At 54.5% G+C, this 16,688-nt stretch carries 14 protein-coding genes; 7 read left to right on the forward strand and 7 right to left on the reverse strand.

Annotation, left to right across the window (positions count from 1 at the left end):
- Positions 1–82: 82 nt before the first annotated feature.
- Together vapB and vapC are read left to right on the forward strand one after the other, a co-directional pair.
- Complete coding sequence (gene vapB / locus ACMGGR_RS04805) at positions 83–313, forward strand: type II toxin-antitoxin system VapB family antitoxin (protein WP_246760729.1); 231 nt, start codon at positions 83–85, stop codon at positions 311–313.
- A complete protein-coding gene (vapC, locus tag ACMGGR_RS04810; RefSeq protein ID WP_414148289.1) occupies positions 313–717 on the forward strand; it encodes a type II toxin-antitoxin system tRNA(fMet)-specific endonuclease VapC in 405 nt (134 codons plus the stop codon). The genes vapB and vapC overlap by 1 nt, the downstream gene beginning before the upstream one ends.
- Positions 718–829: 112 nt before the next feature.
- Here vapC and mgtE read toward each other — a convergent pair whose 3' ends face one another.
- Both mgtE and ACMGGR_RS04820 read right to left on the reverse strand, forming a co-directional pair.
- Entirely contained in the window at positions 830–2,269 is a 1,440-nt protein-coding gene (mgtE, locus tag ACMGGR_RS04815; protein WP_246760731.1) for a magnesium transporter, read from the reverse strand.
- Between the two features lie 110 nt (positions 2,270–2,379).
- The gene (locus ACMGGR_RS04820; RefSeq protein WP_246760732.1) at positions 2,380–2,559 is read right to left on the reverse strand and encodes a YfgG family protein; all 180 of its coding nucleotides are present in this window, start codon (positions 2,557–2,559) and stop codon (positions 2,380–2,382) included.
- A 340-nt stretch (positions 2,560–2,899) separates the two neighbouring features.
- Here ACMGGR_RS04820 and ACMGGR_RS04825 point away from each other — a divergent pair, with 340 nt between their 5' ends.
- Positions 2,900–5,152: an EAL domain-containing protein gene (locus ACMGGR_RS04825; protein WP_414148290.1), complete on the forward strand. Its 2,253-nt coding sequence runs from the start codon at positions 2,900–2,902 to the stop codon at positions 5,150–5,152.
- On the opposite strand, the gene tehB is transcribed toward ACMGGR_RS04825, so the two are convergent.
- Genes tehB through ppk1 form a run of 3 tightly spaced genes read right to left on the reverse strand, consistent with a single transcriptional unit; the run spans position 5,142 to position 9,331 of the window.
- Positions 5,142–5,738, reverse strand: a complete 597-nt coding sequence (gene tehB, locus ACMGGR_RS04830; protein WP_414148291.1) for a tellurite resistance methyltransferase TehB — start codon at positions 5,736–5,738, stop codon at positions 5,142–5,144. The genes ACMGGR_RS04825 and tehB overlap by 11 nt on opposite strands.
- On the reverse strand, positions 5,735–7,264 hold the full coding sequence (gene ppx / locus ACMGGR_RS04835; protein ID WP_246760735.1) for an exopolyphosphatase: 1,530 nt from the start codon (positions 7,262–7,264) through the stop codon (positions 5,735–5,737). Before ppx ends, tehB begins: the two co-directional genes overlap by 4 nt.
- 6 nt (positions 7,265–7,270) lie before the next feature.
- Positions 7,271–9,331 (reverse strand): polyphosphate kinase 1, encoded by a 2,061-nt coding sequence (gene ppk1 / locus ACMGGR_RS04840; protein ID WP_414148292.1) that lies wholly within the window; start codon positions 9,329–9,331, stop codon positions 7,271–7,273.
- Positions 9,332–9,486: 155 nt separating this feature from the next.
- On the opposite strand from ppk1, the gene ACMGGR_RS04845 reads away from it, so the two are divergent.
- The 3 genes from ACMGGR_RS04845 to pstB are packed head-to-tail and all read left to right on the forward strand — an operon-like array spanning position 9,487 to position 14,032.
- Positions 9,487–11,613 (forward strand): ABC transporter permease subunit, encoded by a 2,127-nt coding sequence (locus tag ACMGGR_RS04845; protein WP_414148293.1) that lies wholly within the window; start codon positions 9,487–9,489, stop codon positions 11,611–11,613.
- Positions 11,613–13,250, forward strand: coding sequence for a phosphate ABC transporter permease PstA (pstA, locus tag ACMGGR_RS04850; RefSeq protein WP_246760738.1), 1,638 nt, complete (start codon positions 11,613–11,615; stop codon positions 13,248–13,250). The genes ACMGGR_RS04845 and pstA overlap by 1 nt, the downstream gene beginning before the upstream one ends.
- Complete coding sequence (pstB, locus tag ACMGGR_RS04855) at positions 13,250–14,032, forward strand: phosphate ABC transporter ATP-binding protein PstB (protein WP_414148294.1); 783 nt, start codon at positions 13,250–13,252, stop codon at positions 14,030–14,032. Before pstA ends, pstB begins: the two co-directional genes overlap by 1 nt.
- Before the next feature lie 113 nt (positions 14,033–14,145).
- Here the strand turns inward: pstB and purN are convergent, their stop codons facing one another.
- Complete coding sequence (purN, locus tag ACMGGR_RS04860; RefSeq protein WP_414148295.1) at positions 14,146–14,784, reverse strand: phosphoribosylglycinamide formyltransferase; 639 nt, start codon at positions 14,782–14,784, stop codon at positions 14,146–14,148.
- Positions 14,781–15,821: a phosphoribosylformylglycinamidine cyclo-ligase gene (purM, locus tag ACMGGR_RS04865; RefSeq protein WP_246760741.1), complete on the reverse strand. Its 1,041-nt coding sequence runs from the start codon at positions 15,819–15,821 to the stop codon at positions 14,781–14,783. The genes purN and purM overlap by 4 nt, the downstream gene beginning before the upstream one ends.
- Before the next feature lie 235 nt (positions 15,822–16,056).
- On the opposite strand from purM, the gene upp reads away from it, so the two are divergent.
- A complete protein-coding gene (gene upp, locus ACMGGR_RS04870; RefSeq protein ID WP_246760742.1) occupies positions 16,057–16,683 on the forward strand; it encodes a uracil phosphoribosyltransferase in 627 nt (208 codons plus the stop codon).
- Positions 16,684–16,688 lie beyond the last annotated feature (5 nt).

Raw genomic sequence — 16,688 nt, forward strand, 5'->3', positions numbered from 1 at the left:
TGTGTATATCCCATTGACATATCCCGTCATTGTATTAAGCTGATTCCTGTATAAAATTTCAACAGAAAGGGACAGAAAAAAAATGGAAAAAACGACCGTATTTAAAAGTAATCGCAGCCAGGCGGTTCGCCTGCCGAAGGCCGTTGCTTTACCTGAAGACGTAAAACATGTGGATATTATTGCCGTAGGGCGCACACGTATTATTACGCCTGCGGGTGAGGGCTGGGATAGTTGGTTTGAGGGAGAAAACGTCACGTCTGATTTTATGCTTGCGCGCGACCAGCCAGAGCAACAGGACAGAGAAGCATTCTGATGCTCAAATATATGCTGGATACTAACATCTGCATTTATACGATTAAAAATAAGCCTCAGAAAGTACGTGAAGCTTTTAATCAACACCATGGACGGATGTGTATAAGTTCGGTGACACTTATGGAGCTGATTTATGGCGCAGAAAAATCCGCCAGCCCGGAAAAGAATTTAAGAGTCGTCGAGGGATTTGTTGCCAGGCTCGAGGTGTTGAGCTACAGCAATGATGCTGCCATTCATACCGGTCAGGTTCGCGCTGAGCTGGCAAGGTCAGGTAAGCCTGTTGGGCCTTATGATGCAATGATTGCGGCTCACGCCAGATCGCTGGGCTTGATTCTGGTCACTAATAATATGCGAGAATTTATTCGTGTTCAGGGATTACGTCTGGAAGACTGGAGCCAGGATTAATTATTACGAGTCCTGCCGCTTAATGAACATTATCCACTGTTTCAGTGTCGTATACGGCAAGCTAGTCATGTTTAAAGCGGGCAACCGGAAAACGCCCGGTTACCCGTCTTATTTAATGGTGCAGCAAAAAAATCGTCGCCAGACCCAGAAAAATAAAAAATCCGCCGGTATCGGTCAGGGCGGTGATAAGCACGCTGGAACCCACGGCGGGATCGCGCTTCAGTTTGGTCATAATCAGCGGGATCAGCACGCCCATTAGCGCAGCCAGCAGCAGGTTCAGGATCATCGCCAGCATCATAACGCCGCCAAGCTCTGCGTTGCCGTACATTGCCCAGGTGATGCCGCCCATAATGCCTCCCCAGAAGAGGCCGTTTATCAGCGCGACGCCAAGCTCACGCGCAATCAGAAAAGAGAAGTTGCCCGGCTCAACCTGATGCAGCGCCAGCGCGCGCACGATCATCGTAATGGTCTGGTTACCGGTGTTACCTCCTATGCCAGCCACGATGGGCATTAGCGTTGCCAGCGCCACCAGCTGAGAAATAGTATCTTCAAACAGGCCAATCACGCGCGAAGCGATAAATGCGGTGCAAAGATTGATTGCCAGCCATGTCCAGCGCGTACGCACCGCTTTTCTGACTGGTGCAAACACCTCTTCTTCCGGATTAACGCCGCCCATTTTACGAATATTGCTGTCGTTCGCCTGGTTAACCAAATCGATAACGTCTTCAATGGTGACGCGACCCATTAGCTTGCCTTTGGCATCAATAACCGCAGCGGAAATCAGGTCGTAACGCTCAAACGCGCCTGCTGCATCTTCAGCTTTATCATCCAGGCGAAAGGTCACGGGCCGATCGTTCATTACTTCAAAAACGCGCTTTCCCGGCTTGTTCAGCAAAATATCCATCAGCGTTAGCTCGCCCAGCAGCGTGTTGTTTTCGTCGGTAATAAAGAGCTTATCGGTGCCTTCCGGCATGACTTTTTTGCGGCGTAGGTAGCGCTGAACGGTGGCAAGCTTGATATCGGCAGGGACGGTAACCAGCTTGAAATCCATAATGCGGCCAACACGGTCGCGAGCAAAATCCATGACCTCCAGCACGCGCGAACGCAGTTTTGGCTCCAGCGAAGTCAGAAGGCGGCCGGTAAGATCGCGTGACAGATACTTGGCCAGATAAACCTGTTCATCAATATCCAGAGGTTCAATCGCCTGTAACAAATCGCGATCGCTCATCTCTTCAATCAGGCTTTCCCAGACGTTTTCAGAAGCTTCAACCAACACTTCACCACGGCGGTCGGTATCAACCAGCTGCCAGAGCGCCTGGCGTTCGTCTTCCGGCAATGCTTCCAGCAGATCGGCGATATCGGCCGCGTGCAGAACGGGAAGATAGTTTCTTAATTCCTGTACCTGTTCCTGGTGGGCTTTTTTTTCGGCTTCGGTTTGTTTTAACGGCCTCTGGAGTAGAGTATCGACCAGATCGCCATCGTTAAGCAGCAGGTTAAGAATACGATTACGGATTTCAGCGAGTTGCTGAGCATGCGACTGAGCTACAGACATAAAAATTCCCTTGCGTCTGGTAAAAGACTATCAAAGGAGTAAGTATCGCTTAAATTGAGCAAATTAAAGGAATAAGTTGCACTATTTCAGACCAATTTCGCTGTCTGTTATCAATTATTTAACTTGAGAGCAGGAACCGCCGTATCCTGTTTCTTCTGCTTGTGGTGCTCTATGGCGCCAGGCACAACGTAGACCAGTCGGCCTACCAGAATAATAAAGCTGACAAACAGTATGATACGGGTCATACGACCGGTCTTTTGACGTTTTCTGAATGACATAGCGCGGTTCACGCAAAGTTTCCTGAAGTTAGCCCGGAGGCAATAGCTTAATTTAGACACAGCATGCCCTGGAGGTCAATGCCAACGGGGCCGTACGCAAGAAACCATACAGGATTTTTGCGATCTGCTTTCTGTCTGCGAAAGAAAGCACTCTTTACAAATCATAAAAAAGACAGGCAATTGATATATATCAACTTTAATGCCGGGATTACGCATAGTATGGCGGATACTCCCGCACTGGAATTATCACTATCGACAGGAACACCCCTGTTACCGCGGATACGTTCGCATCAACACTCTCTGGTGCATCTTCTGGATTCGGGCAGTAGCGCCCTGTTAATCAGCGAATATCATGAGAATCACGGCACCGCTTAACCGCTTTCGTCATAGCCCCTGGGGACTGGCGCTTATTCTTCCTGCATTATTAATGCCGCTGGCCGCCCAGCTCTCCGTACGGTTATGGATGCTGGAGGGCTACGTTTACCTGATCTATCTGCCGCTGGCCCTGATGATCGCTTTGCTGCTGGTTTACGACTGGAGCGCCTTTCCGGGCATTGTCGTGGCGCTGATCATCTATTATTTCAACCGTTACTCGCCAACCACGGCAGCCGTTATCAGCTGTACCTGGTGTATAGCGCTGCTAACGGGCTGGGCAGGTTACCGTTTACAGACTAAAAGGCGGTGGGGCGTTGATTACGGCAAGCTACGCCTGATGCCGGTACGCCTGTTCTGGCTGGCGTTTTTTATTCCTGTGCTGCTGGTGCTGCTGATGCAGGCCATTGCTGCGGCAGGCGTGGTGCCGCTAAAAGGGTCGATTTTCTATGCGAATCCGCTGTCGCTGCATACGTTACTGAACCTCCAGTCGGTGCTTTTAACCTGCATAGCGATGATGCCGATCTGCTATCTGCTGATTCGCAGCCTGCGAAGCCAGGGATTTTTACGCCTGATTATTTTGCGTACCCGCCAACAATTTTCACCGGAGGTGGGCAGGGCAGAATATATTATCTGGCTGTGCCTGCTGGTCTTTCTGCTGAGTATGCTGCTGGAGGTTAATATCTCGCAGCGCAATCTGCTGACTACCGACTATGGCCTGCCGCTGATACTGCCGCTGATGCTTTGGGCTGCGATGCGTTTTGGATACCTGTTCACCAGTTTTATCTGGGCATTACTGCTGATGACGCTCTACCAGCTGCGCGATCGTTTTCTGCATCCTGCCACCGGGCCTTATCAGCTGGCCGTGATTTCCGCCAATCTGCTGGTGTTCAGCCTGTGTCTGCTGCTGATGGCGGCGATCACCACGCGGCAGCGGCGTATCCTTGCCCGCACTAAAGCGGCAGCTTTAAACGATCCCGTGATGAATTTGCCCAACCTGCGCGCCCTGAGCATCGCGCTGGCACAAAGTCCATGCTCCACCCTCTTTTTTCTGACCATTCCCGATCTGGATCGCCTGAGCCGCACTTACGGGCTGCGCCTGCGTATTCAGTACAAACGCAGCCTGGCCGGTTATTTACGGCCTGTCATGCAGCCAGGTGAGGATGTCTATCAGCTGCCCGGTTTTGATCTGGTGATGCGGCTGGAAGGCAACAGCCAGTCTGCACGCGTAGAAACCATTGCGGCGTTGCTGAAAGATTATCACTTACTTTGGGATGGATTACCGGTTCATCCCAACGTGGGTATCAGCTATTGCAGCGTGCGGCCGCCGGTCAGCCATCTGTATGAGCTATTAGGCGAGTTAAGCGGCATGGCGGAACAATCTCTGACCAGTGGCTTAACTGAAAGCTTACAGCAGAACATGACGCTACCGATGCAATGTCGCATTGACAGAAAAATCGCGTTGCTGAATGAGATCCAGCTGGCGCTGAAATCTGACGGCTTTGCGCTACTGGCGGAAAAGATTTGCGGCGTACGAGGCGATGATTATTACCAGGTGCAGCTTTCGTTGCAGGACGATCGTGGCGAACGCGTCTCTTCCGCGCAGCTTTTTCCCGTCGTTACGGAGTTTGGCCTGACCTGGGAAATGGACTGCTGGCGGCTGCATAAAATTTTAGCTTTTATCAATGACCAGCGGAAAGCGCTGCCGGGTATCAGGATGGCATCTGGACTTTTTACCGCCAGCCTGTGTCGACCAGGCCTTGCGAAAGAGATTGAGGGGCTGCTGCAACATTACGGCGTGGAGCCATGGCAGCTAATTTTTTGCCTGGAAGAGTCGCCGATGCTGATGGAGCAGGGCGGAGGCTATCATGCAATCACCCAGCTACGCGCTCTTGGTTGCCGCATAGCTATTGATGATTTTGGTCGTAGCTACGCCAGCTATGCGCTGCTGAAAGAGATTCAGGCAGATATGCTGAAAATTGACGGAAGCTTCGTCAGTAACATGCTCAATAACAGCCTGGATTTTCAAATTATTGAATCGACCTGCATTCTTGCACGGTTGAAAAAAATGCAGATTGTGGCGGCGGACGTGGCAGCGGAAGAGGCGGATAATTTACTGCGCAGGCTTGGCGTGGACTATTTGCAGGGTGAACTTTACGGTAAGCCCTGTCCGCTGCAAAGCCTGGCTGAAGAGAAAACGGCACCGAAAGATGCCGCCTTGATTACTCTTTAACCCGCTCTTTTTGCGCCAGCAGCGTGGCGAAGCGCAATGAAATATGGTTGCCGTGCTCGTCCGTGCGGTGGAGCTGCCCGGGATGTTCGTTATATTTCACGATGCGCCATTTGCGATAATATTCGCTCAGCTCGCCGGATTTGAACGCGAAAGGAAACAGCGTGCAGGGATAGTCTTCGGTATCCATAGCCGAGACGATCAGGTTGTAACCGCCTCTTACCGTGCTTGCCTGCATATCGGCAATCAGCCGTGGGATGGCTTCCGGCTGCAAAAACATCATCACCACGGTTGAAAGCACCAGATCGAAAGCGCCGTTAAAACGCAGATCGTTAAAATCTTTCTGTTCGGTACGAATGCCGGTCAGGCCTTCTTCTGCAATGATTTGGGCAAGGCGTGCCGGATTGCGATCCCACGCCGTGACGTCAAAGCCTTTCAGATGCAGATAAAGCGAATTGCGCCCGCTGCCACAGCCGAGGTCGAGCGCCCGTCCTTTGAGCGCCAGCTGGCTTACCGCTTCTGCCACCTCGGAGTGCGTGGCGGTCAGCTGATACTTTTCGGTGTAGTAGCTGTCGGGCCTGACGTTCATTCAGCCAGCTCTTCAATAACCAGCTGCCAGCCGGTGACCTCTTTCCAGTAGCTCTGCTCGCGTTCCAGATCGAGCTGAACCAGGTTGTTCTGGCTGAAGTAATCCTTAGGGAAGGTCAGCGTCCAGTGGCCATCGTCGGTCGCTAGCAGCAGCGACTCCGGTCTGGAAGTGGCCTGGCGCTGATTATTTAACAGCGTACCCAGACGCAGCAGAAACACCAGCGGCAGAAACTGCTTCTTCTTGTACAGCGTCAGGCGCGGCAGCTCGTCCACTTTTACCGCTTTGCGATGGAAGCGAACCAGCGTGGCCAGCAGCGTTTGCTGATCCTGGTTAAATCCCGGCATATTGGTGTTTTGCAGGATATAGGAAGAGTGACGATGCATCCCACTGTGGTTAATCGTCAGGCCCACCTCGTGCAGCATGGCCGCCCACTTTAACAGCGCGGAAAGCTGGGGATTGGCCTGCTTAACGTTCTGCTCGCGCCACTGCTCATAGAGCTGCTCCGTGGTGTCCAGCACGCGCTTAGCCTGATCGCTGTCGATAGCATAGTGGTTGGCCAGGCTTTGGGCGGTACGGCTACGAATATCCTGATGGCGGAAGCGGCCTTCCATTTCATACAGCACGCCTTCGCGCAGTGCGCCGTCAGACAGCCGCAGTTCGCGGATCGCCAGCGCGTCAAACACGCCGCAGAGGATCGCCAGGCCGGGTACAAAAACAACTTTGCGCTCGTCCGAAAGCCCCGGCAGGCTCAGGCTGTCGAAGGATTTATGTTTCATCACCTCGTCATAAAGCTTCTCCAGCCTCTCCGGCGTCACCAGCTTGTCTTTTTCGCCCATCGCCTGCAGCACTTCTACCGTAGCCTTAATGGTGCCGGATGCGCCAAGCGCATACTGCCAGCCAAGCAACCGATACTGCCAGGCCAGCGTTTCCAGCTTCTGCGTGGCGGCCAGGCGCGCGCGGCGGAAGTTTTCTTTACTGATGGCGCCGCCGGGAAAATAAAGGTTAGCGAAGCTGACGCAGCCCATGCGGCGGCTTTCCACCAGCTTGGGCTCAAAGTCTTCACCAATCACCAGCTCGGTAGAGCCGCCGCCGATATCAATGACCAGCTTGCGGCCTTTTTCCGGCTGCGTGTGCTCCACGCCCATAAAAATCAGCCGGGCCTCTTCATGGCCGGAAATGACTTCAATAGGGTAGGGAATGACATCGGCCGCGCGCTGTAAAAAGTCTTCCGCATTGACCGCCTGGCGCAGCGTATGCGTACCGACAATCGTCACGTTGGCCGGGCTGAATCCCTGTAAGCGTTCGGCAAACAGCGCCAGGCAGCTCAGGCCACGCTGGATAGCTTCTTCTGCCAGCACGTTGTTGTTGTCCAGCCCGTCGGCCAGATGCACGCGCTGCTTCAACCTGCCGAGCACCTGCATGGCACCGTCTACCACGCGGGCAATCACCATGTGAAAACTGTTCGAACCCAGGTCGATTGCGGCGAATTCCTGAGGTTTAGGCGTATTTTTCTGGGATATTGGCATAGTGAATTAGTCAGGTTGTTCCAGTGATTTAATGTAATCGTAAATAGCCAGCTGCGCGCGGACCTTACGGCGGTTACCGCGCGGCACGTAGCGGTTACTCAGCTCTTTATCTACGAAGCGCGCCTTAAGCGTATCACTGAAGAGGATGCTGATAATATCCAGCACCCGCTGTTTCAGAATAGGGTCAAGGATGCAGCAGGCGACTTCGATACGGTAATCGATGTTGCGCGTCATCCAGTCCGCGGAGGAGAGAAACACTTTTTTGTCTCCACCGTTATCAAAAATATAGACGCGATCGTGTTCAAGATAACGGTCAACGATGCTGATAACGCGAATATTGTCGCTGATACCGGGCAGATTAGGGATGAGCGAGCACATGCCGCGCACCAGCAGATTGACCTTCACGCCTACGCTGGAGGCGGTATAAAGGCGATCGACCAGGCCCTTATCGACCAGGTTATTAATTTTTAACGTTATGCCGGCCGGAACGCCGTTTTGCGCGTTGGCGATTTCGTTATCAATCAGCTGATAAAGCATCTGCCGCGAGTTCTGCGGCGATACCATCAGATGCTCAAAGGTGACCGGGCGATAAGGATTCTCGATAAAGTTAAAGACGCGCCGGACTTCATTGGTAATGCGGGCATCGGCCGTCAGCAGTGAATAGTCGGTGTAAATACGCGCCGTTTTCTCGTTAAAGTTGCCGGTACCGATATGCGCATAGCGCACGATCTCGCCGTTTTCACGGCGTGAAATCAAAAACAGCTTGGCGTGGATTTTCAGGCCTGGCGCCGAGAAAATAACGTGAACGCCCGCTTCGGTCAGGCGCTTCGCCCAGTGGATATTGGCTTCTTCATCAAAGCGTGCCTGTAGCTCTACGACCACGGTCACTTTTTTGCCGTTATAGGCAGCGTGGATCATCGCATCAATAATGCGCGAGTTTTTTGCCACGCGATAAATGTTGATTTTGATCGCCAGCACGGCCGGGTCAAACGAAGCCTGGCGCAGCAGCTCCAGCACGTGCTCAAAGGTATGGTAAGGATAGTAGAGCAGCACGTCGCGGTTGCGGATAGCGTCAAAGCCGTTGCGGAAGCGGTCAAACCAGATATGGCGCAGCTGCGGCAGCGGCTTGTTGACCAGGTTGGCTTTGCCGACGTTAGGAAAACCAATAAAGTCTTTAAAGTTGTGGTAACGGCCGCCCGGCACGATAGAGTCATAATTGCTGATATTCAGCTTCTCGCTGAACATCTTTACCATCGCATCGGGCATATCACGTTGATAAACAAAGCGGACTGGTTCAGCGGTCAGGCGCTGCTTCAGGCTGGAAGACATCAGCTCCAGCAGGCTGGACTCCATCTCCGTGACCAGATCGTACTCCGCGTCGCGGGTCATTTTCATCGAATAGGCGTTAAGCGCATCGTAGTCGAAGAAGCCGCGGAAAATGTCGCCCAGACAATAACGTAAAATGTTATCAAGCAGGATCATTGGCTTGCGGCGGCGCGGCGTTTCCGGCGGCAGGTTAACGAAGCGCGGCACTTTATCCGAGGGGATTTCCAGCAGCGCGTAGTTAATCTCTTCGCCGCGAATAATCTCTACCGCCAGATAGGTGTAGTCGTCTTTCAAAAATTCAATCAGGTCGGTATCGGGGTAAACCAGGATCGGCGTGATGTGCTGCCGCAGGTCGTGTTTAAAGTAGTGACGCAGCCAGCTTTGCTGGTTGGGAGAGAGCTGTCGTTCGTTAATCAGGAAAATTTGGTTGCGTGCCATTTCAAGCAGCAGATCGTTATAAAGCCCGTCAAACTCTTGATCCGCTTTCAGCACGCGTGCCTGGATTTTTTTTAACAGATGGCGTGGCGTATCGGGTGACCCTTGCTCTTCGCCAATCAGGATACGGCGTTTTAAATCAGCAAAGCGAACTTTATAAAACTCTTCCAGGTTGTTGGAGTAGATACCCAAAAAGCGCATCCGCTCAATCAAAGGGTTAGTTTTGTCCGCCGCTTCCTGTAAAACGCGTTCATTAAAAGATAACCAGCTTAGTTCTTTCTCTATATACAGCTTTTCCTGACCCATTTTTACTCCGTTCCACAGATCCTGTAAAAAACCAGGCATTGTCTCCAGGCATTATGACGAGAGTATGACAGCGATGTCTATGGACAATGTTGATTGTCTTATGAATCACATACGGGCAACATAAGGCGCTTGCGTACTCTAAAACGAACCCTGGCATGAATCCAATTCCCATTCCTGCACACTACAACGATCGGCGGCGACAGTTTATTGACCGGCTGACACGACGCGTCGTTATGGCGTGCGGCCTGGCTATTTTGTTAGTGATGCTGCTGCTGTTTATCTGGCTGATCTGGGTCGTTGTCCCGCTTTTTTCTTCGCCATCCATCGGCAGCGGTACCCGCATCGTTTTAAATCAGAACCAGCCGGCCGTCGTGATGGGCATGGATGCAAAACAGCAATGGGGCTGGCGAATTGATAACCAGGGGCTGGCTGCCTTTATACCGCTGAACGGCAAGGCGTCAACGGAAGGATTACAGGTGGCGCAGGGGACGTTCAGCGTCGCTACCTCACCGGATAATAACAGCGTGCTGCTGAAAAGCGCGGCGGGCCTGACGCTGGTGCAGCCGGACTTTAGCCGAACCTTGCCACACTGGACATTGCCGCTGGGCGACACGCCGCTGGCTGACGATCCTGACGCCAGAGTTATCAGTCTGGCACAGCCGGCGGAAAGCCGCTGGCTGGCAGCCGAAGCCAGCCCGACACGCGTCACGCTATTTCGTCTGCAACCCTCCCGGGCACCGGTCAGCTTTAGTCTGGAGGTGGCGGACGTTAATCAGCTGCTGATTTCGCCCGATGGCAAACTGCTGTACGGCCTTGCAAAGAATATTCTTCGCGTCTGGCGTATCACCGACAGCGGGTTGACGCTGCGTGAATCCCATACTTTCTTACAGCAGCCGGAGCGCATTGCGCAGCTTAATGGCGGCAGTACGCTACTGGTGGCCAGCCATGACGGCATCGCGCAGTGGTTCGATATTGCCAGCTCGACCGGTCCGCATCTGAATTTTATTCGCCATTTCGATCGTGCCCGCAACGAGCTTCTGCTGCTAAGCGAAGCGCACCGTCGCGTGTTTGCCACGTTAAGCGCCAACGGTGATTTGCAGCTGTTCGCCAGTAAACAGAAAGGCGTGGTGCTGCACAGCCAACTTGAGCCTGGCGTGCTGAATGCGGCTTTTGCACCGGGCGGCGATGGCTTGCTGGTGGAGCGGCAGGGCGGCTGGCAACACTACCGGCTCACCAATCCATGGCCTGATATCAGCTGGCAAAGCCTCTGGCAGAAAGTCTGGTATGAACACTACCCGAAAGCGGATTACGTCTGGCAGTCCACCTCGGCCAACGACGACTACCAGGGGAAATTTAGCCTGGTGCCGATGGTGGTCGGTACGCTGAAGGCGGCCGGGCTGGCAATGCTGTTTGCTACGCCGCTGGCGCTGGCCGCCGCGATGTATACGGCGTGGTTTATGGCACCGGGGCTACGGCGCTGGGTCAAACCGGCTATAGAGATGATGGGCGCGCTGCCCAGCGTGGTGATTGGGCTGATTGCCGGACTATGGCTGGCACCACAGCTGGCAGAGAGGCTGGTTGGGGTTGTGCTCTGGCCGCTGGCGCTGGCGGCCACGCTGCTGCTGTGCAGCTGGAGTTCGCAAAGGCTGCCGGAAAAATGGCGCAAACGGCTGTGCGATGAAGGCCGCGAAATCTGGATATTGTTACCGGTACTGCTGCTGGTTACGCTGTGCTGTGTCTGGCTATTGCCCATGCTGGAAAACCGCGTTTTCGGCGTTAGCCTGCTGGAAAGCCTGTGCGGCGGCTACCAGCAGCGTAACCTGCTGATAGCAAGCGTAGCGATGGGCTTTGCGCTGGTGCCGCTGATTTTTACCCTTGCGGAAGATGCCATTTTCAGCGTTCCGCCTTCGCTGGGGCAAGGATCGCTGGCCCTGGGCGCCACGCAGTGGCAGACCTTAATTCGCGTGGTGTTGCCGGGAGCCTCCGCCGGGATCTTTGCCGCGCTGATGATCGGATTTGGCCGGGCGATAGGAGAAACCATGATAGTGCTGATGGCCACAAGCAATACGCCAGTTACGGAAGGCGGCCTGCTACAGGGGATCCGTACGCTCTCCGCCAACGTGGCGATTGAAATGCCGGAAGCCGCAGCAGGCAGCGGGCACTATCGCGTGCTGTTCCTTAGCGCGCTGGTGCTGCTGGTGTTTACGCTGGTGGTCAACACGCTGGCCGAGCTGGTACGTCAACGGCTGCGTCAACGCTTTAGCCAACAGGAAATGCAGTAATGAACGCAGCCCGTAACCATCGCTGGCGATGGCTAACCGCAGGGGCCGTGGCGCTGAGCCTGCTGGCCTTTTTACTGTTAATTACGCTGCTCGCCTGGCAGGGGATGCGCTATTTCTGGCCGCAGCCGGTAACGCTGTTTAAGGTAAGCGGGGCGCAGCAGCTGGTGCTGGGCGAGGTCACCAGTTCGCAGCTCCTTTCCCGCCAGCGTTTGCAGGCCAGCGGTGCGGCATTGCCCGACAACCTACCGGCACAGGTAACGCGCTACCTGGTCAAAACCGGCAACCGGGATTTTAGCGACGCCGATTTTCACTATCTGCTGAGCAGCGAAATTGTTTCCTCAACGCGGCCAACCGGCATTATTGCGCTACAGCGCCGCGTGGGCGGTATCGCTTACGGTTGGTTCGATGGCCTGCGCGAAAACGGTCAGCCGCTGATAGCGACTAATATGATGCGGGAACTCCAGCAACGCATCAAAGCCACGCGCGAACGCCAGCGGCAGGCCGAGAAGATCCGGCGCGTGGCGATGGCGCAGCTCAATGACGAGATGGAACAGCTGGATCGCAGGCGACAGCGTTTACAACACGAGCAGCAGTACGCGGCTCAGGCGCAAAGCATCTATCAGGCAGACCGTGCAGAACTGCAGCGACAGTTTCGCCAGCAGGCGCAGGCGCTTGGCGAGCTAACGCGCGAAAATGAGAATACCTCGCTGGTTTTACGCGACGTGACCGGCCAGCAGCATCTGATTCCGCTTAGCCGCATTGTGGCGGCCTGGTACCCTAACGCCATGAGCTATGGTGAAAAGTGGCGTCATTTCGGTCATCAGCTGTGGCATTTTGTCAGCGGCTTTTCCGGCGGTAGCCTGGGCGAAGACGGCGTATTCCCTGCCATTTTCGGCACGGTGCTAATGGTTCTGTTAATGTCTGTGGTGGTTATGCCGCTTGGCGTGGTGGCGGCTATCTGGCTGCATGAGTATGCGGGAAACAGCCTGCTGACGCGCCTGGTGCGTATCGCGGTCGTTAACCTTGCCGGCGTCCCCTCCATCGTTTATGGCGTCTTTGGCCTGGGGTTCTTTGTCTGGCTGGTGGGCGGTAGCCTGGATAAGATCTTCTTTGCGCAATCGCTGCCCGATCCCACTTTCGGCACGCCAGGCCTGCTTTGGGCCTCTCTGACGCTGGCATTGCTCACGCTGCCGGTTGTGATTGTCGCTACGGAAGAGGGCCTGTCCCGCATTCCACAATCGTTGCGTCAGGGCAGCATGGCGCTGGGCGCGACCCAGGCGGAAACGCTGTGGCACGTGGTGTTACCGCTTTCGATTCCGGCTATGCTGACCGGCCTGATCCTTGCCGTTGCCCGTGCGGCGGGCGAAACCGCGCCGCTGATGCTGGTTGGCGTAGTAAAAATGGTGCCGGAACTGCCTGTCGATACGATATTCCCTTATCTGCATCTCGATCGTAAATTTATGCATCTTGGCTTCCAGATTTACGATTTGGCCTTTCAGAACCCCAACTCCCAGGCAGACCGACCGTTGGTTTTTGCCACGGCGCTGCTGCTGGTGCTGATTATTCTGGCGTTAAACCTGCTGGCGATGGTGCTACGCCATCGGCTGCGGGAACGTTATCGCGCGCTGATAAATTAATGGAGAAAAGCGTAATGCCGAACAAGCTGGAAACCGCGCTTGAGGTAGATGACCTGTCATTATGGTATGGCGAAAAGCAGGCGCTGAATGCTATCCAGCTGCGCGTGCCGAAAAACCGTATTACCGCGCTGATTGGGCCATCCGGCTGTGGAAAATCGACGCTGCTGCGCTGTTTTAACCGGATGAACGATCCTATTGCAGGCTGCCGCATCGCGGGCGATATTCGCCTGCATCAGCAGTCAATCCTGAGCGGTAAGGAAGATCTGGCGGCGCTGCGCAGGCGCATCGGCATGGTGTTTCAGCGTCCTAATCCTTTTCCCAAGACTATCTATGAGAACGTAGTGTATGGCCTGCGTTTACAGGGCGTTCGCGACAGGCGAGTGCTGGATGAGGCGGTAGAAAGCGCACTGCGGGCGGCGGCGCTCTGGCCGGAGGTAAAAAACAATCTCTGGCAGAACGCCTTAACGCTCTCCAGCGGCCAGCAGCAGCGGCTGGTGATTGCCAGAGCGATAGCCATCGAACCGGAGATCTTACTGTTGGACGAGCCTACTTCGGCGCTCGATCCCATCGGTACGCTGGTGATTGAAGAGCTGATGAGTACCCTTAAGCAACACTTCACGCTAGTGCTGGTCACGCACAATATGCAGCAGGCCGCGCGCGTCTCAGATTTTACCGCGTTTATGCATCAGGGCAGCGTGGTGGAATTTGATGAAACAGACAGGATTTTTACCGCGCCGCGCCAGCGCCGTACTGAAGATTATATTACCGGGCGCTATGGTTAATGCTTTTGCATGCCTCAACACGACGGGAAAAATTTGCAGGCGAGAGAAGAAAGCAGGGCGCTTATAAAAAATAAAACCGCTAATCAAAGCGGTTTTATTAAGAGAATCCGGGTTTAGTTCCCGGCGTAGCCTTCCGGTGGTAGCGGCTGATTATCCAGCCAGGCCGCGCCATCCTGCATTTTCACACGGCCATCCACAAACCAGCTGACGACCAGCGGATAGATAGCGTGCTCCTGATGCTGCACGCGTGCCGTTACGTCCTCTTCCGTATCACCCGCAAAAACCGGAACTTTGGCCTGCAAAATCACCGGGCCGCCGTCCAGCTCTTCGGTAACGAAATGCACCGACGTACCGTGTTCTTCGTCGCCGTTTTCAATCGCCTGGCGATGCGTATGCAGTCCCGGATATTTGGGCAACAGGGAAGGGTGAATATTCAGCATACGGCCCGCATAGCGGGCCACAAAAGCGGCGCTGAGAATGCGCATATAGCCAGCCAGAATCACCAGGTCAGGCGCATAGGCGTCAATTTCCAGCATCAGCTGGCGATCGAAAGCTTCCCTGTCGGCAAACTGGTCGGCGGTCAGCACATGGGCAGGCACGCCTGCATCACGCGCGCGCGTCAGTCCATAAGCTTCGGCTTTATTGCTGAATACGGCAGCGACGCTGCCGTGGATTCGTCCTTGCTGGCAGGCGTCCAGAATAGCCTGGAGGTTGCTTCCCTGTCCGGATACCAGCACGACGAGCCGCTTCATGCGTTAATCACCACGCGCTCGTCGGAATCGGAAGCCTTGATTACGCCAATCTTCCAGGCTTTTTCGCCCGCGGCGGTCATCAGCTCTACGGCTTTATCCGCTTCGCTGGCGTCCAGCGCAATCACCATACCGACGCCGCAGTTAAAGGTACGGTACATTTCAAAGCGGCTGACGTTGCCCGCTTCCTGCATCCAGCCAAATACTTCCGGCCACTGCCAGCTTGATTCGGACAGAACGGCCTGGGTATTGTCCGGCAGCACGCGCGGAATGTTTTCCCAGAAGCCGCCGCCGGTCAGGTGAGCGATAGCGTGTACGTCAACCTGCTCAATCAGGCTCAGGATATTTTTCACATAGATGCGGGTTGGCGCCAGCAGATGATCGGCCAGAGATTTGCCCGCAAGCATAGTGGTTTCAGGATTCGTGTTGCTGAATTCCAGAATCTTACGCACCAGCGAGTAGCCGTTAGAGTGCGGGCCGCTTGAACCCAGCGCAATCAGCACGTCGCCATCTTTGACTTTGCTGCCGTCAATGATTTCTGATTTTTCCACCACGCCGACGCAGAAACCCGCCACGTCGTAATCTTCGCCGTGATACATGCCCGGCATTTCGGCGGTTTCACCGCCAACCAGCGCACAGCCAGACTGTGAACAGCCTTCTGCGATACCGGTAATTACGCTGGCGGCCGTATCCACGTCCAGCTTGCCGGTCGCATAGTAGTCCAGGAAGAACAGCGGCTCGGCGCCCTGTACCACCAGATCGTTCACACACATGGCAACCAGATCGATGCCGATGGCATCATGGCGCTTCAGATCCATCGCCAGACGCAGCTTGGTGCCGACGCCGTCAGTGCCGGAAACCAGAATCGGTTCGCGGTATTTTTGCGGCAGTGCACAAAGGGCACCGAAACCGCCCAGTCCACCCATAACTTCCGGGCGGCGGGTCTTTTTCACTACGCCTTTAATGCGGTCGACTAAAGCATTGCCAGCATCGATATCTACGCCGGCGTCTTTATAGCTGAGAGAGGTTTTGTCGGTCACTGCGAATCCCCACGCGGTTTGCGGTTGGTGGTTAGTATAAAGCGCGGCAATTCTACCAGCGCAGGCAAACGTTTGCGAGCACCATCTTAGCGGTGCATTGCGGATAGATGAATTTTAGCCAATTCTTATCATTGCGTAATATCTTCCAGAAGTGGGATTAAGTGATAGGTACTGGCTGCCAAATGGCGCTATAATCCCGCGATTTTTTTTTGCTACAGATTCCGGGAGAACAACAATGAAGATCGTGGAAGTCAAACACCCGCTGGTCAAACACAAACTGGGCCTGATGCGTGAGCAGGACGTGAGCACCAAACGTTTTCGCGAGCTCGCTTCAGAAGTGGGAAGTCTGCTGACTTATGAAGCCACATCGGATTTAGAAACGGAAAAAGTCACCATCGAAGGCTGGAATGGCCCGGTGGAAATCGATCAGATCAAAGGCAAAAAAATTACCGTGGTGCCTATCCTGCGCGCCGGTCTTGGCATGATGGAAGGCGTGCTGGAACACGTCCCCAGCGCGCGCATCAGCGTGGTTGGCGTATACCGCGACGAAGAAACGCTGGAGCCGGTGCCTTATTTCCAGAAGCTGGTTTCCAATATTGAAGAGCGCATGGCGCTGGTCGTTGACCCGATGCTGGCTACCGGCGGCTCCATGATCGCCACTATCGACCTGCTGAAAAAAGCGGGCTGTACCAGCATTAAAGTGCTGGTGCTGGTGGCCGCGCCGGAAGGCATTGCCGCGCTGGAAAAAGCGCATCCGGACGTGGAGCTGTACACCGCATCTGTCGATCAGGGACTGAATGATAAAGGCTATATCATTCCTGGCCTCGGCGACGCGGGCGACAAGATTTTCGGAACCAAATAGAGAGC

Source organism: Erwinia sp. BNK-24-b, assembly GCF_047456155.1.
Taxonomy (GTDB): domain Bacteria; phylum Pseudomonadota; class Gammaproteobacteria; order Enterobacterales; family Enterobacteriaceae; genus Erwinia; species Erwinia phyllosphaerae.